At 63.1% G+C, this 24,809-nt stretch carries 20 protein-coding genes; 6 read left to right on the forward strand and 14 right to left on the reverse strand.

What is annotated here, in order from left to right:
- The first annotated feature begins 84 nt into the window (after positions 1–84).
- Together CEW89_RS17745 and CEW89_RS17750 are read left to right on the forward strand one after the other, a co-directional pair.
- Positions 85–576: a GNAT family N-acetyltransferase gene (locus CEW89_RS17745; protein WP_096806800.1), complete on the forward strand. Its 492-nt coding sequence runs from the start codon at positions 85–87 to the stop codon at positions 574–576.
- Positions 577–591: 15 nt separating this feature from the next.
- Positions 592–1,362 carry an EcsC family protein gene (locus CEW89_RS17750; RefSeq protein WP_096806801.1) on the forward strand — a complete coding sequence of 257 codons (771 nt, stop codon included), beginning with the start codon at positions 592–594 and terminating at the stop codon, positions 1,360–1,362.
- Positions 1,363–1,368: 6 nt separating this feature from the next.
- Here CEW89_RS17750 and ptsP read toward each other — a convergent pair whose 3' ends face one another.
- Entirely contained in the window at positions 1,369–3,621 is a 2,253-nt protein-coding gene (gene ptsP / locus CEW89_RS17755; protein ID WP_096806802.1) for a phosphoenolpyruvate--protein phosphotransferase, read from the reverse strand.
- A gap of 422 nt (positions 3,622–4,043) precedes the next feature.
- Here ptsP and CEW89_RS17760 point away from each other — a divergent pair, with 422 nt between their 5' ends.
- The gene (locus CEW89_RS17760; protein ID WP_157779911.1) at positions 4,044–4,760 is read left to right on the forward strand and encodes a peptidoglycan peptidase; all 717 of its coding nucleotides are present in this window, start codon (positions 4,044–4,046) and stop codon (positions 4,758–4,760) included.
- A gap of 38 nt (positions 4,761–4,798) precedes the next feature.
- On the forward strand, positions 4,799–5,662 hold the full coding sequence (bla, locus tag CEW89_RS17765) for a class A beta-lactamase (protein WP_157779912.1): 864 nt from the start codon (positions 4,799–4,801) through the stop codon (positions 5,660–5,662).
- Between the two features lie 74 nt (positions 5,663–5,736).
- Here the strand turns inward: bla and CEW89_RS17770 are convergent, their stop codons facing one another.
- The 5 genes from CEW89_RS17770 to CEW89_RS17790 form a co-directional block, all read right to left on the reverse strand.
- Positions 5,737–6,972 (reverse strand): aspartate kinase, encoded by a 1,236-nt coding sequence (locus CEW89_RS17770; RefSeq protein WP_096806805.1) that lies wholly within the window; start codon positions 6,970–6,972, stop codon positions 5,737–5,739.
- A 109-nt stretch (positions 6,973–7,081) separates the two neighbouring features.
- Complete coding sequence (locus CEW89_RS17775) at positions 7,082–7,729, reverse strand: SDR family NAD(P)-dependent oxidoreductase (RefSeq protein WP_096806806.1); 648 nt, start codon at positions 7,727–7,729, stop codon at positions 7,082–7,084.
- 69 nt (positions 7,730–7,798) lie between these two features.
- A complete protein-coding gene (locus CEW89_RS17780) occupies positions 7,799–8,263 on the reverse strand; it encodes a DUF1178 family protein (RefSeq protein WP_096806807.1) in 465 nt (154 codons plus the stop codon).
- A 114-nt stretch (positions 8,264–8,377) separates the two neighbouring features.
- Positions 8,378–8,857 (reverse strand): NUDIX hydrolase, encoded by a 480-nt coding sequence (locus CEW89_RS17785; RefSeq protein WP_096806808.1) that lies wholly within the window; start codon positions 8,855–8,857, stop codon positions 8,378–8,380.
- 117 nt (positions 8,858–8,974) lie between these two features.
- The gene (locus CEW89_RS17790) at positions 8,975–10,273 is read right to left on the reverse strand and encodes a 3-deoxy-D-manno-octulosonic acid transferase (RefSeq protein ID WP_096806809.1); all 1,299 of its coding nucleotides are present in this window, start codon (positions 10,271–10,273) and stop codon (positions 8,975–8,977) included.
- A gap of 226 nt (positions 10,274–10,499) precedes the next feature.
- Between CEW89_RS17790 and CEW89_RS17795 the strand changes: the two genes are divergently transcribed.
- On the forward strand, positions 10,500–11,552 hold the full coding sequence (locus tag CEW89_RS17795; protein WP_066710240.1) for a cytochrome-c peroxidase: 1,053 nt from the start codon (positions 10,500–10,502) through the stop codon (positions 11,550–11,552).
- Between the two features lie 109 nt (positions 11,553–11,661).
- Here CEW89_RS17795 and CEW89_RS17800 read toward each other — a convergent pair whose 3' ends face one another.
- On the reverse strand, positions 11,662–12,012 hold the full coding sequence (locus tag CEW89_RS17800; protein WP_096806810.1) for a hypothetical protein: 351 nt from the start codon (positions 12,010–12,012) through the stop codon (positions 11,662–11,664).
- Between the two features lie 74 nt (positions 12,013–12,086).
- The gene (locus CEW89_RS17805; RefSeq protein ID WP_157779913.1) at positions 12,087–12,272 is read right to left on the reverse strand and encodes a hypothetical protein; all 186 of its coding nucleotides are present in this window, start codon (positions 12,270–12,272) and stop codon (positions 12,087–12,089) included.
- Between the two features lie 211 nt (positions 12,273–12,483).
- Here CEW89_RS17805 and katG point away from each other — a divergent pair, with 211 nt between their 5' ends.
- Complete coding sequence (gene katG / locus CEW89_RS17810; RefSeq protein ID WP_096806812.1) at positions 12,484–14,661, forward strand: catalase/peroxidase HPI; 2,178 nt, start codon at positions 12,484–12,486, stop codon at positions 14,659–14,661.
- Between the two features lie 68 nt (positions 14,662–14,729).
- Here the strand turns inward: katG and CEW89_RS17815 are convergent, their stop codons facing one another.
- The 6 genes from CEW89_RS17815 to CEW89_RS17840 all read right to left on the reverse strand — a co-directional run bounded on the left by CEW89_RS17815 (position 14,730) and on the right by CEW89_RS17840 (position 24,803).
- On the reverse strand, positions 14,730–15,857 hold the full coding sequence (locus CEW89_RS17815; RefSeq protein WP_198403452.1) for a cytochrome-c peroxidase: 1,128 nt from the start codon (positions 15,855–15,857) through the stop codon (positions 14,730–14,732).
- A gap of 4 nt (positions 15,858–15,861) precedes the next feature.
- Positions 15,862–18,462, reverse strand: a complete 2,601-nt coding sequence (locus CEW89_RS17820) for a TonB-dependent receptor (RefSeq protein ID WP_096806813.1) — start codon at positions 18,460–18,462, stop codon at positions 15,862–15,864.
- Positions 18,463–18,663: 201 nt separating this feature from the next.
- The gene (locus tag CEW89_RS17825; RefSeq protein ID WP_096806814.1) at positions 18,664–21,738 is read right to left on the reverse strand and encodes a molybdopterin-dependent oxidoreductase; all 3,075 of its coding nucleotides are present in this window, start codon (positions 21,736–21,738) and stop codon (positions 18,664–18,666) included.
- Positions 21,739–21,747: 9 nt separating this feature from the next.
- Positions 21,748–22,860, reverse strand: a complete 1,113-nt coding sequence (gene nrfD, locus CEW89_RS17830) for an NrfD/PsrC family molybdoenzyme membrane anchor subunit (RefSeq protein ID WP_096806815.1) — start codon at positions 22,858–22,860, stop codon at positions 21,748–21,750.
- Positions 22,860–23,603, reverse strand: coding sequence for a sulfate reduction electron transfer complex DsrMKJOP subunit DsrO (gene dsrO, locus CEW89_RS17835; RefSeq protein WP_066710259.1), 744 nt, complete (start codon positions 23,601–23,603; stop codon positions 22,860–22,862). The genes nrfD and dsrO overlap by 1 nt, the downstream gene beginning before the upstream one ends.
- A gap of 93 nt (positions 23,604–23,696) precedes the next feature.
- Positions 23,697–24,803 carry a hypothetical protein gene (locus CEW89_RS17840; protein ID WP_096806816.1) on the reverse strand — a complete coding sequence of 369 codons (1,107 nt, stop codon included), beginning with the start codon at positions 24,801–24,803 and terminating at the stop codon, positions 23,697–23,699.
- Between the last annotated feature and the right edge of the window lie 6 nt (positions 24,804–24,809).

The raw sequence follows: 24,809 nt of genomic DNA on the forward strand, positions 1-24,809 counted from the left end.
GTTGCCCCTCATGTAGCGTCGTGCTAGCAGGATTTCGAGCAAAACCAGCAGGCTGCAAGCCCTGCGGCGAGAAATGAGGCGGATGTGTACAAGCTCGACGTGGAAACGGACGCGGATTGGTGGGAGGTCGAAGCCCTCTACGACACCTGTTTTGCACCCGGACGCGAGCTTTTGTCGTCTTATCGCCTGCGCGACGGCGTGCCGAAGGTTCAGGATCTTTGTCTCATTGCCCGCGATGAAAACGGCGTTCTGGCCGCCGCGATTCGGTTCTGGCCGATCCGCATCGGGGCAGGCGAACACCGCGCGCTCTTGCTGGGGCCTGTCGCCGTGCACCCGACGCGGCAGGGCGAGGGGCTTGGCGGCATGTTGATGACCGAGTCGATGGCGGAGGCGGTGCGCCTTGGCTGGGACAGGGTGATGCTGGTGGGCGATGCGCCCTATTACAGCCGTTTCGGTTTCGAGAAGCTCGACCGTGTCCAGATGCCACCGCCGACCAACCCCGACCGGGTTTTGGGCGTGGCTCTGCGCCCCGGAGCCTGGGACGGAGTTAAGGGGCTTGTCCACAAGGACGACTGATCCCATCTAAGGGACATGATGAAAGAATTGCCGCCCCTCACCGATGGCTCTCATGCCGTGTTGCAAGCTCCGACGCCGGAGGCGATCCGCGCGCTCGCGCGGCGTCTCAAACGCGCCAATCACCCCGGCATGCAATTGCTGAACATGGTCGGCGGCACCGCCGACGGGTTGTTCAACAAGCTGCCCGGGCCGGTGCGCGGGCAATTGGAAAGCGCCACGATGTCGGCGCTTGAACTGGCCTTTGACGGTGCGGCGCGCGGACGGCGCAATGTGAAGGGCAATGCGTGGCTGTCGCGGGCTGTGACCTCCGGGCTTGGGGCGCTGGGCGGGGCCGGGGGCTTGCCGACCGCTCTGGCCGAATTGCCGGTGACGACGACGGTGCTTTTGCATGCGATTCAGGTGGTGGCCGAGGAACACGGCTTCGATCCCGAGCGCGAGGATGTGCGCAAGGCCTGCATTCAGGTCTTTGCCGCTGCCGGGCCTTTGGAGGCGGACGACGGGGCCGATCTCGGGTTTCTGGCGGCACGCACGACGCTGACCGGAGCGACGCTCAACGGCATCATCGCCAAGGTCGCGCCGCGGCTGTCGGTGGTGCTGGGGCAGAAGCTTGCAACCCAGACCATTCCCGTACTGGGCGCAGTGGCAGGGGCGGCGACGAATTACGCCTATACCGCCTATTATCAGGACATGGCGCATGTGAGCTTCGGGCTTCTGCGCATGGCCGAGGACAGCGATCTGGGGTTTGACGCGCTGAAAGAGATGCTGCGGGTGGAGATGAAGCGCTAACGCGTTTCAGGTGATGAACCCGCGCTCCGCGAGGTGATCGGAGAGCGCCTTGCGCACCGATTGCGCGCCTTCGGTCGCCGCCTGGTCGATCACTGCCGCCACTTCGTCGAGGTCCAGACGCCGCAGCATGGCCTTGACCGGGCCGATCGAGGCCGGGCGCATCGACAGGGTGCGCACGCCCATGGCGGCGAAAGCCACTGCCTCCAAGGGACGTCCGGCATCCTCGCCACAGAAGGACACGGGCGTGTCGAACTGGTCGCAGCGGGCGACGATCTGGCGGATGAAGCTCAGGAAGGAATAGTTCAGCGTGTCGTAGCGCCGGCGCACCCGTTCGTTTTCCCGGTCGGCGGCGAAGAAGAATTGCTTGAGATCGTTGCCGCCGATGGAGATGAAATCGGTTTCCTCGAAGAACCGGTCGGGGGCGAAGGCCAGCGACGGGGTCTCCAACATCGCGCCCACCTCGAGCGAGGCGGGAAGGACATGGCCCAGTTTGCCTTCGCTTTCCAGCACGGCGGCGAGCATGGCCTTGGCGTCGCGGAACTCGTCGAATTGCGCCACGAAGGGAAACATGATGGTGAGCGGGCGGCCTGCCGCGGCGCGGATCAGGGCCTGCAACTGCATCCGCATGACACCGCCCCGGTCGAGACCGACGCGGATCGCGCGCCACCCCATCGCGGGGTTGGGTTCTTCCTGCGGCTTCATGTAGGGCAGGACCTTGTCGGAGCCGATGTCGAGGGTGCGGAATACCACGCGCTTGCCCTTGGCGGCATCCATGACGCGGGCATATAGCGAGGCGAGATCGCCGCGTTTCGGAACCTTGTTGCGGATCAGGAACTGCAACTCGGTGCGGAACAGCCCCACGCCTTCGGCCCCGGATGTGGCGAGGGAGGGCAGGTCGGCCATCAGTCCGGCGTTCATGTGCAGCGCGATGTGTTTGCCGCAGAGCGTCTGGGCCGGAAGCCCCACCAGACCGGCATAGCGTTTCTGCGCCTCGGCCTGCATCGCGATCTTGTCGCGGAAGGCGGTGGCGACGGTTTCTTCGGGACGCAGGTGCACGATGCCCTGATCGCCATCTATGAGGATTGCGTTGCCATTGAGCGCTTCGGTGGTGATGCCCTCGGCATGGATCACCAGAGGGATCGCCCAGGCGCGGGCGACGACGGCGGCATGCGAGCCGACGGAGCCCTGCTCCAACACGATGCCCTTGAGATCCTTGCCATAGTCCAGAAGCTCGCCGGGGCCGATATTGCGGGCCACGAGAATGGGGTTCTCCGGCATCTCGGCGCCGGTTTCCTTGCCCTGCCCGGTGAGGATGCGCAAAAGCCGGTTCGACAGGTCGTCGAGATCGTGCAGGCGCTCGCGCATATAGGGGTCGGGCACGGTGGCGAGACGGCTGCGCGCGGCGCTTTGTTCTTTTTCGACGGCGGCCTCGGCGGAGAGACCGCGCCCGATGTCCTCTTCCATCCGGCGCATCCAGCCACGGGAATTGGCGAACATGCGATAGGCCTCAAGCACCTCGCGCTGGTCCTTGTCGGAGGGTTCGACACGGGCAAGCATGCTGTCGACGGAGATCCGCAGCTTGTCCACCGCTTCGCGCAGGCGCAGGGATTCGGCCTCCGGGTCGTCGGCCACCGGGTTGGTGATCACGACGCGCGGTTCGTGGAGATAGACATGCCCTTCGGCGACGCCCTCCTGGCCGGTGGCGCCGCGAAACAGCACGGGGTGCGTGTGGAGCGCGCTCATGCCGCCCTCGTCGCCGACGAAGGCGCCAAGCTCGGTCATTTCGGCCAGCACCATGGCGACCACTTCGAGGGCGTAGACCTCGTCATCGGTGAAGGCGCGGGCCTCTTTCGACTGAACGACCAGAACGCCGAGTATTTCGCCAAGACGCTGGATCGGCAGGCCGAAAAAGCTGGAATAAATTTCCTCGCCGGTCTCGGGCATATAGCGGAACCCCGGCTCGGCGGGGGCGTCGGCGGTGTTGACCATGCAGCGGGTGCGGGCGACCCGGCCCACGAGGCCTTCGCCGATGCGCATCCGGGTCTTGTGCACGGCCTCGGGTTTGAGGCCTTCGGTGGCGCAAAGTTCGAGCGTGTCCTTGTCGCGGAACAGGTAGATCGAACAGACCTCGGTCTGCATGCTGTCGGCGATCAGATGGGTGATGCGATCAAGGCGCGCCTGCCCGGCGCTGTCCTCGGCCAGAGTGTCCCTGAGCCGGCCCAGAAGCTTCCGGCTTTCGCTCTCCATATTGTTTGGCATGTCCCCGCCGGTCCTCTTGCGCGCCTTGCTTTGGGCGTCGTCTTCTTAGAGCACAGATGTGGGGATTGCCCAGAGGAAATCAACCTCTGCGGGCACGGTGAGCGTGAATTTGCGTGGAAAAAGTGCAGAAAAATCCGGGAGTTGCCTGTGCAGGTGCAGAAAAATTCGCCGCAGGTGCGATTTGCCCGGTATTTTCGCCGATCTGGTCAGGGACTGTGATCACAAAAGTTCCAGGTGATTTCCGAGACGATCATGCGACCAGGATCATGACCGGATCGGCGCTGCGCCGATATCCGCTCATCCTGTGGTCGCGGCTGGCAGGGGGGACGGCATCTGCCTAACCTGCGACAGGTCATGAGGGCACAGGGTAAGGCGGCGACATGAGTGCAATAGGGGCGGCCTCTGGCCACAGGCGCATGCGGATGTTTCGGTCGGCATGGCGCCGGGGTCATGGATATGCCCGGCGATTCGCTCCGATTCTGGTCTGTTGTGTTTATGTCGCTTGTCCTCCACCGGCACAGGCCAGTGAATGGCGAGAGGCAGAGTGGGACTGGCGCGCCGGGGATCTCATTTTCCGCTCGGGGCTGGACCCGCTGGACGATCTGATCGCGCAGGCCACGCGGACGGCATTCGGCTCCGTGGCGATCGTGCGGGCCGGAAGCGGTGCGCCGCATGTTGTCTATGTCGATCCCGAGAATGGTGTGACCGAGACCCTGCTCGACGATTTTATTTCCGGTCTTGGGGCGGACGATTATGCCGCCTATCGGGTGCGGAACATGGCCGACTGGGGCCAGGGCGACAGTCCGGTGTCTTACAATGCGCTGCTTGTGGCTTATGGTCATGCGGCGGACCGGTTTCGTCTGGTTGGCGGAGATGCGTATTACGGTGCCGAAATGGTCTATCTTGCGGCTTTGGGGGCAGGGGTTGCTTTGGCGTCTCCTGTGATGCTCTCGGATCTCGCAGAGGGGCACCCGGAGATTCGGGAGGCGTTCCTGACCGATTGGCAGGACCACCCCTATTGTACCTATGTCGCCAGCCGGGAAGGCTGTTGGGATGTCATCAAGGGGACGGCCATTGTGACAACCGGCGGGATATTGGAGAGCCCGGGGCTCGAAAAACTGTACCCACTGGCCGAATGACTATTCCTGTTTCACTCAATGCATAGATGGAGATCAGAATGAAACGCAGAGACTTTGTGCTGGGCGCCGCCATGTTGCCCTGGAGCGGCGGTATCGCGATCACAAAGCCGGATGCCGATCTTTACATGCAAGACAGGGAGCGTGAGCTGACGGCGCGGATCGGGGTCTGTGTCCGAAATCTTGCGACGGGGCAGGTGTATCTGCACCGGGCCGAAGAGCGGTTTGCCATGTGTTCGACCTTCAAGGCATCTCTGGCGGCCTTATGTCTTCGAGAGTCCGATGAAGGTGCGCTGGATCTGGGCGAGGCCCTTGCCTTCGGTGCCGAAGATCTCTTGCCAACCTCTCCGGTGACCAAGGCGTATGTGCAGGCAGGGCGGCTTGAGATCCGCAGCCTTTGTCAGGCCGTGGTCGAATGGAGCGACAACACGGCGGCCAATCTTCTGCTGGCACGTGTCGGAGGCCCGGCCTCGGTGACGCGGTTCTTCCGGGACATGGGCGATCCGGTGAGCCGTCTGGATCGTGTGGAAATGGACCTGAACAGCAATAGCCCCGGCGATGCGCGGGACACGACGACGCCTCTGGCCATGGCGCAGAATGTGCAAAGGATGACGATGCCCGAGGGCGTCCTGTCGGAGCGGTCGAGATCCCTTCTGGTCGATTGGATGCGCAACGAACAGAATGCGAAAAACCGGATACGCGCCGCCGTTCCGAGGTCCTGGGAGGTGGCCAACAAGCCGGGAACGACGCCCAACGGCGCGGCCAATGACATTGCGATGCTGTGGGCGCCGGAGGGGCGGGCGTTTGCCATGGCGATCTATGTCGATACGAAAAAAGGCAACACCCCGGCGGCCGTTTCCGCCATTCGCGGCATCGCGGAGGTGGCTTTGGGCATGGTGGTGTGACGGCTCGTCCCGCGATCGGCAAAAGAAAAGCCCCCGCGCATTGCACGGGGGCCTTGAGGCGATGTGTGAAGGGCTTACGCCTTGTCGAGTTCGAAAGCGTCGTGCAGGGCCTGCACGGCCAGCTCGGTGTATTTGCGGTCGATCAGCACGGAGATCTTGATCTCGGAGGTGGCGATCACCTTGATGTTGATGCCTTCGTCGCGCAGCACCTTGAACATTTTCGCGGCGACGCCGGATTGCGAGCGCATGCCGATGCCGACGAGGGAGATCTTCGCCACGTTCATGTCGGAGATCAGTTCGCCGAAGTTCAGATCGCCCTTGGCCTTGGCCTCGTCGAGCGCGGCCTCGGCGCGTTTCACCTGATCCATCGGGCAGGAGAAGGTCATGTCGGTGCGACCCTCTTCCGAGATGTTCTGGATGATCATGTCGACATTCACACCGGCCTCGGCCAGCGGGCCGAAAATCGCGGCGGCGATGCCGGGACGGTCGGCGATGGAGACGAGGGTCATCTTGGCTTCTTCGCGCGACGAGGCGATGCCGGAGACAGGTTTGTTTTCCACGATATCCTCCTCGGCACAGATCAGCGTGCCGGCATTGGGGTTATATTCCTCGAAAGACGACAAGACGCGCAGGCGCACGCCGTAGCGCATGGCCAGTTCGACGGAGCGGGTCTGAAGCACTTTCGCGCCGAGGGAGGCCATCTCCAGCATCTCCTCGAAGGCGACTTTCTCCATCTTGCGGGCTTTGCTTTCGACCCGTGGGTCGGTGGTGTAGACCCCGTCCACATCGGTGTAGATGTCGCAACGCTCGGCCTCGAAGGCGGCGGCGAAGGCCACGGCGGTGGTGTCGGAGCCGCCACGGCCCAGCGTGGTGATCCGGCCTTCGGGCGAAATGCCCTGGAAGCCAGCCACAACGGCGACTTTCATGCCCTCGGCGAATTTCGCCAGGATGTTGTCGGTCGGGATTTCTTCGATCCGGGCGGCGGAATGCGCAGAATTGGTCTTGAGCGGCACTTGCCAGCCCTGCCAGCTGCGCGCGGGCACATCCATTTCCTGAAGCGTCAACGCCATGAGGCCCGCCGTGACGTTCTCGCCCGAGGACACGACGGCGTCATATTCGCGCGCGTCATACATCGGCGAGGTGTCGTTCACGAAGCCCACAAGCTTGTTGGTTTCGCCCGACATGGCCGAGACCACGACGATCACGTCATAGCCATTGGCGACTTCGCGACCGACGCGCTTGGCGGCGCGTTTGATCTTGTCGAGCGTTGCGACGGACGTGCCGCCGAATTTCATCACGAGAATTGGCATTTTTGCCCGGTTCCCCCGTCTCAAACTGGTCACGGTTCTCTAAGTGGCAAAGGGGCAAAGCGCAAGGGTGACGGTTGTGTGACGCCGTTATTTTTAAGCCGGATCGGCCTCAATAGGCGTGGGCGCGCCCGTCCCAGGTCTCGAAACAGCCGGTGGTCGCGATGGAGAGGGCATCGAAGCGGTCCGAGAGGCCGGTGGCCGCCGCTTCGGGCGTGATCTCCGCGCCAGCACCGCCCATGTCGGTTTTGACCCAGCCGGGGTGATAGATGCCGACGGCGATGCCTTCGGGGCGCAGATCGGTTGCGAGGTTGCGCCCGAGATTGAGGGCGGCCGCTTTCGAGGACCGGTAGATATAGGAGCCCCCCGGTGCGCGGGTGTGCGAGGCCATTTGCGAGGAAATGATCGCGATCTTGCCCTGTGCGGCACGGAGCGCGGGAAGAAAGGCCTGAATGGTCAGGAAGACGCCGGTGACGTTCACCGCGAATTCCATGGCCCACATCGTGGCTGGGTAGCCGGTCGCAAGGGTTTGGCCGCGGTCGAGATAGAGCCCGGCGTTGCAGACCAGAAGGTCGATGGGGGTGCCGGAGAGCGTTTGCGCCAGTGCGGCGGGGCCTTGCGGGTCGGTGACGTCGAGCGGGTAGAGCCCGTCGCCGCCTTTCGTGGAGGTGCCGATGGTGTCAAAGCCCCGGGCGGTGAGTTCGCGGGTCATGGCGGCCCCGATGCCGCGAGAGGCGCCGGTGATCAATGCGGTGGGCATGGTATCTGTCCTGAGGGTTCGTTCCGGTGTGGCAGACACATAGAGCGCCGCGACGAGGGGGCAACCGGGTCAGTTCATTTTCCGTTTCGGTGTAAACGGCAGGGGCAAAACCGGCACGCCGTCTTCGATCAGCGCCTTGGCTTCGTCGAGTTTCGCCTCGCCATAGATAGCGCGGGCGGGGGCCTCGCCCTCGTGGATCTTGCGGGCCTCGGCGGCGAATTCGACACCGACGTAATCGGAATTGGCCTCGACCTCGGCGCGCAGCTTGGCGACCGCCTGTTCGATCTGCTCAGGGCTGGGAGGCGGAGATATATCGGGCGCGGGCGTGGCGGGCGGCGTCCCTTGTGCGGGGGCGTCGGTGCGGCTCCGCGAGGTGCTGACCCGGGGCGCCATGATCGCCTTTTCGACATCGGTCGCGCCACAGACCGGACAGCTCACCTGTCCGCTGGCCCGCAACGTGTCGAAGGCGTCCGCCGAACGGAACCAGCTTTCGAACTGGTGGCCTTCGGCACATTTGAGGCTGTAGCGGATCATGGTCGGGGCGGGGGCTGGGGTGTCTCTGATGCGGGTTTGCAAGTGCCCCAGACTAGCTGCCCTTGGGGGGCTTGGCAATCTGATTGGCGGCCTGATTGGCGGCGGCTCCGTGGTTCAGAGTTTGTAATGTCTGGGATCGAAATGCCGGATGATCTGCGCCAGTTCCGGTTCGGCGACGAGGCTCGCGGCTTTTTTCTGGGACACCCATTTGCGTTTGCGTTCGTGCATTTCCGGGTATTTGTCGAACACCCAGCGGGCCTTGAGCGGAAACACCGCGACGACGCAGGGTTTCGGCAAACCGCCCTCGCGCGGGGTTTTCAGGTAGGAATAGAGGCCGATGCAAATCGGCGCAGGGCGCCCCTTGACGCCCGCTTCCTCCCAGGCCTCGATCGCCGCCGCCTGAACCGGGGTTTCGCCATGCATCGGCCAGCCCTTGGGGATGATCCAGCGCTTGCTGCGCCGGGATTTGACCAGAAGCACCTGCAATTTGTCCTTGCGCTGACGCCAGATCAGCGCGCCGAACTGCGTGCGCACCCCGTCTTTCCCGCCCCGGCCCAGTTTGACCGGAAGTTGTCTGGCTCTGATCAATGACACCTGCTCTAAATCCTCCGACGCCGCTGCATCTGCGGCCCCCCAACCGGCAGATGTGCAACAGACTAGCGCATGAGTAACAAGCTCATGTGACGGCTGAAAAGCAAAAACGTCCGTGGCTCAGGCCAGCGCCTGCAATTTGGGCAGATCGGCGAGCGCGTTCCAGAATGCTTCCTGACGCATCTGGGCGGCACGCAGCGGAGCGAGGGCGGTCTGGGCGTCCTGTGCCATACGCCGGGCAATGTCCGGCTCGGCCATCAGCCGGTGGGCGGCCTGCGCGAGAGTGGCGGCATCCGTCACCTCAACAGCGGCAGAGAGATCTGTGAGAGCCTGATAGGCGGCGAGGTGGTTTGAGACATGCGGGCCGTGCAGCAGCGCGCAGTCGAATTGTGCCGGCTCGAACGGCGTATGACCGCCGCGCGGGGTCAGGGAGCCGCCGACGAAACACAGGCCTGCAAGCTGATACCAAAGCGCCATCTCGCCCAGCGTGTCGGCGAGATAGACCGGCGCGGCGGCGGGATCGTCGTTCAGGGAGCGGCGGGCGAAAGCGAGCCCCGCGCGGGTCAGCTCCTGCGCCACCGCATCGCCGCGCCGGGGATGACGGGGGGCGAGGATCAGCCGGGCGTCGGGCTGGCTCTGACGCAGCAGACCATAGGCTTCGAGCAGCACGCGCTCCTCGCCCTCATGGGTGGAGGCGGCCAAAAGCGTTGTGGCATGCGGGAAATGCGGGCGCAGCGCGGCAAGCGCGGCTTCGGGGGCAGCTTGCAGATCGACCGTGGTCTTGAGGTTCATGCGCGGCAACAGGCGGTCGGTGGGCAGACCCAGTTGCAAAAGGCGTTGCTCGGAGGCGGTGTCCTGCGCCGCCAGCCGGGTGATCGCACCGATGGTCGTGCGCATGGTCGGGCCGAAGAGCCATTGCATGTGGGACCAGCGCCGGGCGGTGCGTTCCGACATGCGCGCGCCCGCGACGATCACCGGGATGCCGCGTTTCTTCAGAATCGTGAAGCGATTGGGCCAGATCTCGTTTTCCAGAGAAATGAGGGCGGCGGGATCGTAAAGATCGAGAAAGTGCCGCAGCACCGGACGCAGATCCATCGGTGCCAGTCGCACCTGAACCCGCGGCAGATGCCATTTGCGCACCATGCGCCGGGCACTCACCGTGTTGACGGTGACGAGGATCTCGAGCCCCGGTGCGCGGTTCAGGGCCTCTTCGATGAGGCTGCGCGCGGCGGTCAACTCACCGTTGGAGGCACCATGCACCCAGAGCCGGGTGGCGCAGGACTGCGGGTGGCGGGGGATGCCTGCGGTGAAACGCTCCGCCAGATCGCGCGGCTTTTCGCGCCCGCGCAGCACTTGCCGCAGGAGGGCGAGTGCAAAAAGCGGGCTCAGGAGCAACAGAAGGGCACGATACAGCAGCAAGACATCGCCTCAGGGGAGAAACCATATTCCCCGCTTACGACGTGGATCGCTTCGTTGGCAAGGGATCACGGGACGCACAGCGATCAGAGGAGGGAGGGTATGGGCGGTCAAGTGGCGTTCCGGAATTGGAATTGATCCAAGTCATGGTTTGGAATTGGAGGAATTCTAAATTTGATCACGGACGCGCGATCGTCAAATTGCATCTTTGAATGCGAGGGAGAGATTTATGAGACTTGCACCGCGTATTGCTCTGTTGGCCAGTGTCGCCGCTCTGGGCGCTTCGGCCGCCTCGGCGAATGAGTTGAGAGACACTGCGCTCGAATATTTCAAACCGCTCCCCTCCACGGTGCCTGCCGTGGCGGACAACCCGATTACCAAGGAAAAGATTGATCTCGGCAAGGCGCTGTTCTTCGATCCGCGCCTGTCGGCCTCTGGCGTGTTCTCCTGCTATTCCTGCCACAACCTGACGACGGGCGGGGACGACAACATGGAGACCTCGGTGGGCCATGGCTGGCAGAAAGGGCCGCGCAACTCGCCGACCGTGCTGAACGCCGTGTTCAACGAGGCGCAATTCTGGGACGGGCGCGCCGACGATCTGAAGGCACAGGCCAAAGGACCGATCCAGGCCGGTGTCGAGATGGCCAACACGCCGGAAAACGTGGTCGCGACCCTGTCGTCGATGGGGCAATATGTGGAATGGTTCGAGGAGTCCTTTCCGGATGAGGCCGAACCGGTGAGTTTCGACAATATGGCCAAGGCGATCGAGGCCTTCGAGGCGACGCTTCTGACCCCTGCGCCGTTCGATTCCTGGCTCAACGGTGATGACAATGCGCTGAGCGAAGACCAGATCGCCGGCCTCGAACTGTTCATGGACAAGGGCTGTGTCGCCTGCCACGCCGGTGTGAACATCGGTGGCGAGGGCTACTATCCCTTCGGTCTGATCGAGAAACCCGGCTCCGACATTCTGCCGGAAGGCGACCGTGGCCGGTTCGCGGTGACCGACACGGTGGATGACGAATATGTCTTCCGCGCCGGGCCGCTGCGCAACATCGCGCTGACTGCGCCCTATTTCCATTCGGGCAAGGTCTGGGACCTCAAGGTCGCCGTGCAGATCATGGCCGAAAGCCAGTTGGGCGAAGAACTGAGCGATGAGGAAGCTGGCAAGATCGTGGCCTTCCTTGGTGGGCTGACCGGCGAAATGCCGGTGATCACCACGCCCGTCCTGCCGGCCGAGACCGCGACGACCCCGCGGCCGACGGCAGAGATCATCGTGGAGTGATGGGCCTGCGGTGCCGGGGCGCTTTTCGGACGCTCCGGCATCGACCACCACAGAGGCTCCAAACGGCTGGAGCTCTGCCCGTGTCCTGCCCTGCCGGGGCCTCATGCAGTTACGGCAGTTCCTGCGGTTCCGTGGGGGTGCCATGGTTCTCCCGGTGACTTTCCCAATGATTTTCCCGGTCGAGAAAGATCTGCATCATGCGCATGCCGATGCGGTCGATCAATGCGGCAAGCTCGTCCTTGCCCTGATGCTGATACTGCGTGCAACGCTCCAGCAGGTGCTCGATTCTTTCATGTTCCCGGCGGGGCAGAGCGTTCGGGCGCGGCGGAGCGTCGAAGCGCGGCGGGGCGGTCCGGTTGTCGCTGGGGCCGAGAGGCGCGGTTATGAAGCGCAGACGCAACTGACCTGGGGCGGTGGCGATGACGATACGGCGGGCCTTGGTCGGGGAAGGCTGGGTCATGGGGCACTCCTGAGCGAACGCCTGAAACCTCCGCACCCGAAGGGGCGAAGACAGGGGGAACGGGACGGGGACAATCAGGCGGAGAGAAGCTCCAGAACATGGGCGCGCAACTGATGGTCGCGTGCGGAGAGGAAAGCGTAGCTTGCCGCATCCGGCGTGTAGCGCAAAAGATCAAGGAGCCCCTCGCCGGTGGCCTTGATCCCGGGCAGGGCGGGGATCAGCAGGATGCCCTGCCTGTCCTCGGTCTCGGGCAATGTCAACCGGAAGCTGATCTGTCCCCCCTGATGTCTGTGCGGGCCGGTTTTGATATTAGATTTTCTTATTTTATATCAAAAATAATACAATTTCTTTTTATTTATCTGGCTTGCTACCCCTGTGCTCAAGGGGTGACAGCTTGTCGCAGTTCGGAACCTGTTGTCGGGCGAAAGCGGTTGTTCCCAGACGCATTCACGTCAGTCAACGGAGGACCAGATGGACGGCAACGAGATGAAAACCGCGGGCAAATGCCCGGTCATGCATGGCGGCAATACGGCCATGGGCAGCAATGTGATGGACTGGTGGCCGAATGCGCTCAACCTTGACATCCTGCACCAGCACGATACCAAGACCGACCCGATGGGCGAGGCCTTCGACTATCGCGAGGCCGTCAAAGGTCTCGATTTCGACGCGCTGAAGGCCGACATGCATGCGCTGATGACCGAAAGCCAGGAGTGGTGGCCTGCCGACTGGGGGCATTACGGCGGCTTGATGATCCGTCTGTCGTGGCACGCGGCGGGGTCCTATCGTCTGGCCGACGGGCGTGGCGGTGGCGGCACCGGCAACCAGCGTTTTGCGCCGCTGAACAGCTGGCCCGACAACGTCAGCCTCGACAAGGCGCGTCGCCTGTTGTGGCCGATCAAGAAGAAATACGGCAACAAGGTGAGCTGGGCCGACCTGATCGTTCTGGCGGGCACGATTGCCTATGAGAACATGGGTCTGAAGACTTTTGGCTTCGGCTTTGGCCGCAAAGACATCTGGCACCCGGAGAAAGACACCTATTGGGGGGCTGAGAAGGAATGGCTCGCGCCCTCCGACGAGCGCTACACCGATGTCGACAAGCCCGACACGATGGAAAACCCGCTTGCGGCGGTGCAGATGGGCCTGATCTACGTGAACCCCGAGGGGGTGAACGGCAAACCGGACCCGATGAAAACCGCCGCTCAGGTGCGCGAGACCTTTGCCCGGATGGCGATGAACGACGAGGAAACCGCGGCTCTGACGGCTGGCGGTCACACGGTCGGCAAGACCCACGGCAACGGCGATGCCTCCGTTCTGGGCGCGGACCCGGAAGCCGCAGGTCCCGAGATGCAGGGGCTTGGCTGGTCGAACCCGAACCAGCATGGCAAGGCGGCGAATGCCGTGACTTCCGGTCTTGAGGGCGCATGGACGACCCATCCGACGCAGTTCGACATGGGCTTCTTCGACATGCTCTTCGGCCATGACTGGGAGCTGCGCAAATCGCCCGCAGGGGCGTGGCAATGGGAGCCGGTCGACATCAAGGAAGAGGATAAACCTCTGGACGCGACCGACCCGTCGAAGCGCCACAACCCGATGATGACCGATGCCGATATGGCGATGAAAGTGGACCCGATCTACAACGCGATCTGTCAGAAATTCATGGCCGATCCGGCCTATTTCGCCGACACGTTTGCCCGCGCCTGGTTCAAACTGACCCACCGCGATATGGGGCCGAAGGTGCGCTATATCGGGCCGGATGTGCCGTCCGAAGACCTGATCTGGATGGACCCGGTGCCCGCCGGTTCGACCTCTTACGATGTCGATGCGGTCAAGGCGAAGATCGCCGCCTCCGGTCTGTCGATTTCCGAGATGGTGTCGACCGCCTGGGACAGCGCCCGGACCTATCGCGGTTCCGACATGCGGGGCGGGGCCAATGGCGCGCGCATCCGTCTGGCGCCGCAAAAGGACTGGGAAGGCAACGAACCTGCGCGTCTGGTGAAGGTGCTCTCCGTGCTCGAACCCATCGCGGCAGAAGCCGGGGCGTCGGTGGCCGACGTGATCGTGCTGGCCGGGGGCGTGGGCATCGAGCAGGCGGCGAAAGCGGCTGGCTTTGACATCACCGTGCCGTTTGCGCCGGGTCGGGGCGACGCCACCGACGAGATGACCGATGCGGCCTCCTTCGACGTGCTGGAGCCGATTGCCGATGGCTATCGCAACTGGCTCAAGAAGGACTATGTGGTCTCTCCCGAGGAGCTGATGCTCGACCGCACCCAGCTCATGGGGCTGACCGCGCCGGAGATGACGGTTCTGACCGGCGGTATGCGGGTTTTGGGCACCAATTACGGCGGCACGAAACATGGCGTGTTCACGGAGCGCGAAGGCGCGTTGACGCCGGACTTCTTCGTGACTCTGACCGACATGGATTACAAATGGGTGCCGGTCAAAGGCGGGGTCTATGAGATCACCGAGCGCAAGTCGGGCGCGGTGAAATACACCGCCACGCGCACCGATCTGGTGTTCGGCTCGAACTCCATCCTGCGCGCCTATGCGGAGGTCTATGCCCAGGACGACAACGCGGAGAAATTCGTGGAGGATTTCGTCAAGGCCTGGGTCAAGGTGATGAACGCGGATCGGTTCGACCTGACCGCCTGATCGCCTCGGACATGCAAGAAGGGCGTCCCGTTCGGGGCGCCCTTTTTCATGGAAATTTTTACGAATGATCAGATCGCTTCGAGAAAGGCGACCAGGGCCGCGCGTTCGTCCGTCGTGAGATCGAGCGGTTTTAGCAGCGGATCGACCTCGGTCGCCAGGAGGAACATCGGGTCGCGGGCGGCGCGTTCCGGTTGCTCGGGCTGACGCGCGCCGCCTGCGTTGTAGAGGTTCACGAGGCCCCGGAGCGTCGGGAACAGACCGTTGTGCATGTAGGGCCCGCTGCGCGAGACATGGCGCAGGCTCGGGGTCAGGAAGGCCCCGGCATCCGCCGCCTCACCGGTGATCTCATACCGCCCCATGTCGTGATAGCTGCGTTCGTAATAGGTCAGGCCGATTTTGTGGAATTCCCCATCCATCAGCGCGGGTCCCATATGGCAATTCACGCAGCGCGCCTTGGTGCGGAAGAGGTGCAGCCCTTCGATCTGTTCATCACTGAGCATGGCGGTTTCGCCGGACAGAAACCGGTCCAGCCGGGTCGGCGCATCGAGATGGGTCTGGAACGCGGCCAGAGCGCCCGCCACGCGGTCGAGCGTGATCTCCTGATCGCCATAGACCGCGGCGAAATCCTCGGGATAGCCGCCCAGCCATTTCAGGCGATGGGTCACGCTGCTCAGATCGTGATTGGCCATTTCCGCCGGGTCCGACAGCGGCCCCATCATCTGATCTTCGAGACTGTCGGCACGCCCGTCCCAGAAAAACGCCGGACGCGCCCAGGCGGCAAACAGCGCGGGCGCGTTGCGGCGACCTTCCGTGCGGGCGTGACCGAAGGGACGGGGCAGACCGTCGCCCCAGCCCTCGCGTCGGTTGTGACAGCTCTGGCAGGCGATGTGACCGGACTCGGACAGGACCGGATCGTTGAACAGTCGCTCCCCCAAAGCGACCTGCAAGGCCTCCCGGCTGCCCTCTTCGGGCAGGGCGGGCAGGGGGGCGGGGGCCAGTTCGACATAGGCGACACCGGAGTCGACCCAGGGCGCGGGCCAGTCCGAAGACGGGCCGGAATAGATCTGACGCAGCCGGTCGGTCTCGGACGGGGTGAGTTCGAGACGGTCATAGACCCCCACGCCCAGAACCACGGCGACGGCGGCCCAGACGGGCATGTGCCAGAGATGGGTGCGGAGTGCGGAGGTCTTTGTCATAGGATCACCATGTGAGGGATGTACCGAGATAGAGGCTGCGGCCTTCGAGCCACGGGTTATCGTCACTGGCAACCTCGTTGCCGGTGTCGTTGAACAGGTTGGAGAGTTTCATGTTGAGATCGACGGTCTTGCCCTGCACTTCGGCCAGACGCAGCTTGGCGGTGAGGAACGCGGTGGCGGTGGTCTTGTAGCTGTAGTCTTCGTAGATGTAATGCTCCACCTCGCCATAGCTGTCGTTGACGAAATCGTCGTCCTCGCCGGTGTAGCGCACCCCGTTGTAGCCAAAGACCACATTGGCCCCGAGGCCGAGCTTGAGCCGTTCGTCGTGCCAACTGCTGCGCAGCTCGAGCGTGGTGCGCAGGGGAATGTCGAGATTGTTGCGCATGCGCTCGAACTCGCCATAGGTGTAGCTCTTGCCGTCGTAGTAATAGAAAGAGGTGCTTCCGACCTCTTCGGCGAAATAGCTGTTGGCGGACGTGGCGCTGTCTTCCATCACGCCGGAGATGTAGATGCCGAGGCTGTCGAGCGCCCCGTGGTTGATCTCCCAGTTGTTCTCATATTCCAGCGATACGGATTTGTATTCGGTCCAGCCGTCGTTGGTCAGCGTCTGATCGCGGGAGGAGCTGTCCTCGGAGGCGGCAAACTGATCCTTGCCCTCGCGGTAGGTGCCGTTCAGTCGCCATGTGCCGCCGGTCCAGCGGTCGCGGAACAGCGCGGTGAGCGCGATTTCGTCGGTATAGGGCGTATCGAGATTGCCCTGAGTGTAATAATAGCCGCCGAGGTCGATCTGGGTTTCCCATGTGTCCTCGACCTCGCCGGTGGCGCTGTCATGGCTGCGGGTCTGGTTCAGGCCGCGCGGCAGGGCGTCGTGGATCGCATAGCTCATATAGCTGTCGCTGTAATACCGATTGGCGCCGAGGGTCAGGGAGAACTCGCCCGAGGGTTTCCACGTCGCCATGAGCCGGGGCGCAATGTCGAGATTGTCGAGCACATCGTTGTAATCGGCACGCAGGCCCGCGCGCAGGGTCACGTCGCCCCAGCTCTGTTCCAGCTCGGCGAAGGTGTCCGCCGCGAAGACATCTATGTCGATGTCATAGGCCTCCTGAATGATCCGCCGGTTGAAATAGGCGTCTTCATAACAGGCGGCATCGCCTGCGGGGCAGGTGAAAGCGTCGAACGCGTAGCTGTCGGACATCCGGGTCGTGGTCGAGTAATAGGTGAAACCGGAGCCGGTGCGATTGGCGGAGATCTGTTTCATCGCACCGCCCAACAGGAATTTTCCGTTCCAGATATCGCCCTCAAAGCGGGCTTCGATGCGGTTCTGGGTGTCGCTGTAGTCGGTGCTGCCCAGCCCCCCGGTCAGACAGGAGACGGAGGTCGTGCCGGTTTCGTCGGCGATGCACCAATCCTCGAAGGCGTCGCTGTAGTATCCGTTGCGATAGGAGCCGTACCAGTAATAGAATTCGGTTGCGTCGTTCTCGTTGGCGTTCTTGTTGTCCTGACGGATGGCGCGCAGGGTCAGTTTTGTGTCCCTGAGATCGACGCCCGCAAAGGACAGGGTGCCGAGTTCTTTCTCGTATTTCGCATCGAGCGACAGCGATTGTTTGGTGACGTCGAGGTGGAAATCCTCGGCGAAATTGCTGTCCCAGTCCTGATTGTAATCGGTGTATTGGCCGGAGAGGGTCAGCCTGTCCCCATTCAGAAAGTCGTGCAGATAGGACAGGGTGTAGAAATCGCTGCGGCTGTCGCTGTCGACGGTGTCCTCGACATATTGCGTATTCATCGCCTTGCTGCCTTCGGCGGAGCGGCGCGAGAAACCGAAGCGCAGCGCAGAGCGGTCTCCCAGCGGCTGGTTGACGTCGAAGGCGTATTCGAGCTTGGTCCATGTCGGTTCCGGCTGATCCTCGGGGTTCTCGCCGTCCTCCGTGCCGATCTTGTAGTCGGTCCAGTCGGAGCTGCTGTAATTCAGCGTGACCGAGCCTTCTGCGCGCTCAGGCGTCGGGGCGTTCAGCTCGTATTTCACAACACCGCCCTGAAACCCGCCATATTGCGCGGAGATGTTCGAACTCAGGACCTCGGCGCTGTCGAGCATCGAGCTCGGGATGAACTGGTTCTGGGTATGCATCCCGTAGAAGGAATACATGTTCGGCATGTCGTTTTCGCGGTTCAGGTCGGTTGCCGTGGTCGGGCTTGTGTTGCCGGTGACGGAATCGATGCCGACGCCGTTCAGGAGGATGCTGTTTTCCGACAGGGTTGCTCCGGAGATCGACAATTCCACCGGCTTCAGGTCGAGCACATCGTCGATGTTGCTGCCCGCATCGTTGATGTCGGCGGTGGCGCCCTGCACCTGCGGCAGGGTGGTCAGCGCGGTGTTGGCATCGCCCGAGCCGTCGCCGCGAATGGCAATGGCATCGGCGTCGAGCGCGGTGGCGCCGACGCCCTCGTCCGAGCCCTCAATCGCCTGAATTTGCCCCTCCGCACCTTCGATCAGGATCGGGTCGAGCACCGTGGCCTCCTGTGCGAAGGCGGCGGGGGCGGAGAGGAGAAGTGCGCTTGTGCCCATGAGCACGGCGCGGCGGCGAAGAGAGAGAGATGTAAAGCGCATGGGGCCCGTCCTGGATGTGCGTGGGTCCTTGGGCTGGCGCTTGGCTTGCTTCGGAGGATTTCCGGCGTTCTAGAAGGGCTGCGGAAAGCCGACAAGAATAATTCTTATGGTTTTTGTCGTATATGTCGTTGTCGTCGCGTCAGGTGATGAAAAAGCAACAGGCCCGCTTGGAAACGGGCCTGTTTCAGAGGTTTGGCAGTCTTACGTGATGCGTTCGATTCGGGCCGGAAGGCCCTGCCGCACGGCAGTGCCGGAGACCGGGTCCACCCAGACGCCGGGTCTGGAGCGGGTCGGGTCGATGATGCCCAGATCGTTCAAAAGAACCCCTGCGGCCAGACGCGCATCACCCGGCGTGGTGTGGCCGTCGATGGTGATGTCCTGCGCACCGAAGCCTTTGTGACCGAAGCCGTGCTCGATTGCCACGGTGTCGGGCGCGATGCCGTTCCGAACCACGGCGACGCTTTCGAGCGTGCCGCCGGGCGTGGTGAGCCGGATCATGTCGCCGGTCGCGATGCCGTGTTCCCGGGCCAGAGCCGTGCCGACGATCACCGGGTTGGACGCAACGATGCGCAGCAGGGCCGGGGAGCCGACCGAATAGGAGTTCTGCAACGGCGATTTGAAGCTCATGACCTTCAAGGGCCAGTCCTTCGGCGTGAAATGCTCGGAGACTTTCGAGCCATCGGCAAACTCCGCCTCCCGCCAATAGGGCGTGCCGGGAAGCCGCGTGCCGGTGGTGGCGCGGCGGAAGCTGCCGAGCCCTTCGTTCCAGACCATCAGCGGCTCGCTGAAGGCATAAGTGGCCTTGTCGCCCTGATAGCTGCGGGTGATATTCTCATAGCGCCCGCCTTTGGCATAGATCGTCGCGGCCTTGCGCCATTCGTCGGGTTTCAGCGTGGCTTTCAGATCGTCGAGAATGCGGGTGACATTGGAGAGCGCGATGTCCTCGTCCGTCGCATCCGCCACCGGCTTGCCGATCATCGCGACATTGACCGCCCCGCGCATGAACCAGTCTTCGGCCCGGTTGAGCGGATGGAGATTGCCCTCCGCATCCGGGATCGCCTTGTCGCCAAAGCCCGGCAGGCCGATGCGTTTGGCAACCGCGATGAGGAAGGTCTCCATCCCGATGCGCTCGCCTTCGGCGTTTTTCTCCATCTTCGGTTCAATGACCGGCCAGCGCGCCGTCGTGGCCTTGGTCGCCACGCCGCCCCAGGGTTTCGAGAAGCCCCATGTTTCGTACATCACCGAGTCCGGCACGATATAATCGGAGATCGCCGTGCTCTCGTTGATGAACGGGTCGATGGAGATGATCAGCGGGACGACCTCTGGGTCTTTCAGCCTGTCGACCACATGGGCGATGCCGGGGATGCCGTAAACCGGATTGGTGTTGCGGAAGATCAGCGCCTCGGCGCCATAGGGGTAATGGTTCACCAGCGAACTGATCCATTCGGTCGCAAGCCCCGGCGCGTTCGGATACCACGGCCCGTCCGCCGGATAGGGTTTGCCCGCCGCTTTCTTGGTCTTGAACTCGGTGGTTTTCTCATAGGGCGCATTACGCCCGTAAGGCAGGCCTTTGGCTTTGACCGCACCGGGGAAGCTGGCGAGATCATAAGCAGGCCCCTTGTTGTCGGGGAACCAGCCGCCGGCGATCATCGTCCCGCCTTTCCAGTTCAGGTTGCCAATGAGCGTGTTGAGCATCATCAGAGCATAGGCATTGCCAAAGCCCGAACCGTTCATCATGCCGCCATGCGAATTGACGGCGGCTTTGCGGCCATGGCTGGTGAACTCGCGGGCGAGCTCTTCGATGGTTGCAACCGGGATGCCGCAAGCGGCGGCATAGTCGTCCATGCTCAGCCGGTCGGCCTCTTCGCGCAAAAGCGTGAGGCTGGTTTTCACCGCGACTGGCCCGTTCTGGGTCTCGGTCCGCCCCTCGTGGAACAGAGGGGCGGCCGAGTTACCGGCAGGGACCGGGCCGGTATCGGAGGCGATCATGAAGGGATCGGTTTCGGAATAGGCCTCGCCCTCGATCGCAAGCCCCATGTCGGAGCCGCGCAGGAGCTTGCCGTAGCGGGGATGGCCCTCTTCGACGATCACCAGATGGGTGGCATTGGTCCAGCTTGTCTCGCCCACGGCTTCGGCGGTGGCCATGGAAGGCTGGGCGAGGTAGGCGTGATTGATGCGGTCATTGGCGAACATCCATTGCATCATCGCCATGGCCAGCGCGCCATCCGTCCCCGGTTTGATCGGGATCCAGCGCGACCGTTCGCCCGAAGGGCCGTTTTGCGCATGGTTCAGCACCGGGTCGATGACCACATATTTCAGATCGCCATCGACGCGCGCCTTGGCGACAAGGTTGCCGACGCGTTTGAACGGGTTCCCGGCATTGCCCGGTGCCGTGCCCGCGAAGATCACGAATTCTGCGTTGGAGAAATCGGGTTTCGCGTGCGGCATGGCTTTGACATCGCCGAACATCGCGCCGGAACCCGAGCGGTAGGCACCGCCGCAATAGCTGCCGTGACGAGTGAAGTTGTTCGAGCCAAAGCTCTGTTTCAGCCAGCGCAGCACGAAATTGTCGCGCCCGTCATCGACGCAGTTCATCCAGACAAGCCGGTTGGCGCGCGGCCCGAATTCGGGCGCGCCTTCGACGGCCAAAGTATCCAGATCGCGGATTTCGCGCAGACCGGCCACGCGGCCCTCGCCAAAGAGATCGCCGCCTTCGGTGACCTCTTCGATCAACTGTTCAAAGCTGATCGTCTCCCATTTGCCGGAGCCGCGCGGGCCGACCCGTTTCAGGGGTTTCAGCACCCGGCGCGGGTTGTCGACCTGTTGCAACACGGCATTGCCGCGCCCGCAGGCGGTGGAGCGATTGGTGAGCCCTTGCCCTGTGCCCGCCTGTGCCATCGCGGCAAAGCTCTCGGCGACGGAGGATTCGTAAGGAATGAACGGATCAGTGCTCATGGCGCTGTAGGGGTTGCCGGAGACGCGCAGCACTTTGTTATTGGCCTTGTCGACCCGCACCCGCACGCCGCACATGGTGGTGCAGCCGTTGCACATCGTATAGCTGATCGCCTGATCCGGGTTCGGCGTTACATCGCCGGTCGCCGGATCTACGGAATATTCCGCCGGGATCGAATTGCCGACGACATGTTCGTCGCGGGGTTTCTTACCGGACCATTTTCCGCGTGCGAGTTTCTGGACGGTTTCGGTATAGCCGACCCCGAAGGTTCCAAGCGCACCGGCGGCTGCGACACCTTTGAGAATGTTACGACGTTTGGTCATTTTCGTCTCCTATGAGCGGGCAGGGGCGGGGTGCGGTTGGGAGTGTGCGGGGGGCGTGGCGTCCGTCCACGGCACAAACGTGGTGTAGACGATCATCAGGAAGACCCAGAGGCCGAAGGTCCCGATGACGCCCATGAGGCCTGCGACCCCTGTGGGCATGAGCGCGTCATAAAGGCCTGAGCCGACTTTCGGCACGGCTTGGCCGCCCATGAACACGGTCCAGCGGAACATCCACGCGGCGTGGATCGCGATCAGCCCGGTGATGAGGCCGGTGTTGCGCGGCAGGGCGAGGGCCAAGACAAAGGGGATCGCGACGGAGGCGGCCCCCCAGAGGGCGATTTCTTTCCAGACCGGGAAGCCTGCGACAGAGGCCAGGGCTTCGGAATGCACCGGAGAGATGCCCGAGAGGGCGACGGCGAACCATGCGATCCCGAGGCCGCCGACGACGGCGAGGGCGAGGGCCAGACGATGGTTGAGCGTGGCTTCCAGAGTGCCATCGCGGCAGAGGCTGCGTTCGAGCACCAGCATGACACCCAGCGCGCCGACAAAGCCCGTGGCGGCGAATTGCAGCGGCAGGAAGGGCGTGTTCCAAAGCGGGCGGGCCCGCACGACCATCACCTCGGAGCCGGTGTAGGTCAGGATGCCGAGCGCTGCGATCCCGGCAAGCATACCCAGCGGGCGGGCGAAACCATTCGACGCGCCGCCCAGAGAGAACAGCCGGAACAGCCATGCGAACCGCCAGTCGTCCTGACCCATGCGGTGAAACTCGGGGCGGTGGATCGACCAAGCAAACAGCAACAGGAGACCCACATAAGACGGCACAATCCACGCCCCCCAGGCCATCCACGAGCTTTTATGCGTGTAGACGAAGAACTCCCAGAAGCGGAAGGGTTGGTGCAAATCGGCCAAGAGCGCGATGGGCGCGGTGATGCCGGTGGTGACAGCGACCATAAGCGCCAAACGCGCGGCGCGCAGGTCTGTCATCTTGCCAAAGGCAAAGGTGGGAAGCGCCATCAAAAGTGCGGTGACAGAGATCGCAATGAGAAAGAAGTACTGCACCGCCCAGGGCTGCCATGCGGCATCGTGTACGGCGCCGACGAGTTCGTGAACTTGGATTTCCATCACAGGCCCTCCCCATGGTGTTGCACAGATGCGGCCATCTCCGGGTGATAGGCGGCTTCGCCCGCCACACGCCCGTCGAGCACGTCATCAAGGCCGATGTAATAGACGTTCGGGTTGGTGTGCATCTCGGGGCGGAGCACCGAAACCTCATTGTCGCGCAGCATCTTCGAGACTTCGCTCTCCGGGTCGTTCAGATCGCCAAAGTTTCGCGCACCGCCGACACAGGTTTCGACACAGGCGGGCAAAAGCCCCGCTTGCGTGCGGTGGAAGCAGAAGGTGCATTTGTCGGCCACTTGGGTTTCGTGGTTGATGAAGCGTGCGTCATAAGGACAGGCCTGCACGCAGTACGCGCAGCCGACGCATTTCGACGCGTCCACCAGAACCTCGCCATTCTCGGCCTTGAAGGTCGCCTCGACGGGACAGACCGGAAGACAGGGCGGATCGTCGCAATGGTTGCACAGCCGGGGCAGCATCACCATCGCGGGGTCCTTGCCGTCCTTCACCAATTCATAGACCGACACATGGGTGCGAAAGGCATCCTCGGGCACCGCGTTTTCCATGATGCAGGCGACGGTGCAGGCTTGGCAGCCGATGCATTTCCTGAGATCGACGACCATGCCCCAATGGGGCACATGTTCGCCCTCGGCGGCGCTTGCGGATTGGCCGGCGCCCGCGACAGAGGCCGCGGCACCGATGGTCACCTGTCCGATCGCTCCTAAAAACCCGCGACGTGTCGTGTCCATTTGGCTGATCCTTTCTTTTGGCTCAGCCGGACCCTACGTCGGGGACATTTTGCGCGGTATTGGCAGAAACCCGCAGGGCCTAGGGGTTAACCCCTAGTTTTGCGCCCCTTCCGGCAAGCCGATCCACGTCAGAGCGTAGGTGACCGGGGTGGCGGTGACCGGCCCGGGGGTTTCTTGCAGCAGATCAGACAGAGAAATCCCACCTTCCCGCGCCTCACTCCCGCTTGCGGGGGGCGCGGCGTTATAGGCGCGATGCAACAGGTCAGCGTCGCGATCCCGCAGCGTCAAGGTCATGAAATCCAAGGCCGCGATCCGGTCACAGACCGTCTGGATGCAGGCGATCTCAAGCACATGGCGCTCCATGGTAAATTCCCGCAAATCGCGCAGGCCCTCCGGCCCGTCGATCACAAGGCGTTTCTGCCAGACGGGAACATCGCCGCCCTCGATCATGATCTGCGTTCCGGACACGGAGGGGCGGGTGTCGTCGGAGCGAAACCATCCTGTCGCGCCGTCGCCAAAGGGTGCGAGCATCCGGTCGAGCCGTTCGGTGAGCGCGCCTGTCCCAACCGCATAGGGCCCCTCCGCCCAGATCGTCGGCAGCGGGATGTGATAGGTCTGGTCATAGGCGCCATAGGTGTCCGGTGCGCGGATCACGCGGCGCTGCGGATCGCGGGTGATCTCGGCAACGCGCACCCGATGCGCCTCCCGTGTCAACACCTCTTCACGCAAAGTCACCGGAGTCGCCTTGCGCCAGAGGGTTCGGAAATTCAGCGCGGTCGGGCGGCAATACGCCCGCTCGGCCAGAATGTCGCCCGCGACCACCAGCGCGATGATCTTGCCCCTCTGCTCCGCCGTCGGGCGACAGGCCGCATAGCTTGGCCCCGGTGACCAGTTTTCGAAAACCGTCTCGAAATAGCCGAAGCGGCTTTCGGGATCGAAGATGATCTGCGGATCGGTGATCACCCGCGCCTCTCTGCCGCCTCTGTCGGTCTGTGTCAGGAACAGCGTCACCTCCCCCATGGGACGCTGCCCCAGCCATTCCACAACGCTCACCTCGGTCAGATCGCGCTCCGGGATGGTCAGGTTGAACAGGCGTCCAAAGATGTGAAAGATGAACAGCACCTGAAGCGTCGGCCAGACGGCGACAAGCGCAATGAGAGCGGCGAGACCGATCAGACCGTATTTCACAGAGCGAGGCATCGCTCA

This window comes from Celeribacter ethanolicus, from assembly GCF_002407265.1.
Lineage (GTDB): Bacteria > Pseudomonadota > Alphaproteobacteria > Rhodobacterales > Rhodobacteraceae > Celeribacter > Celeribacter ethanolicus.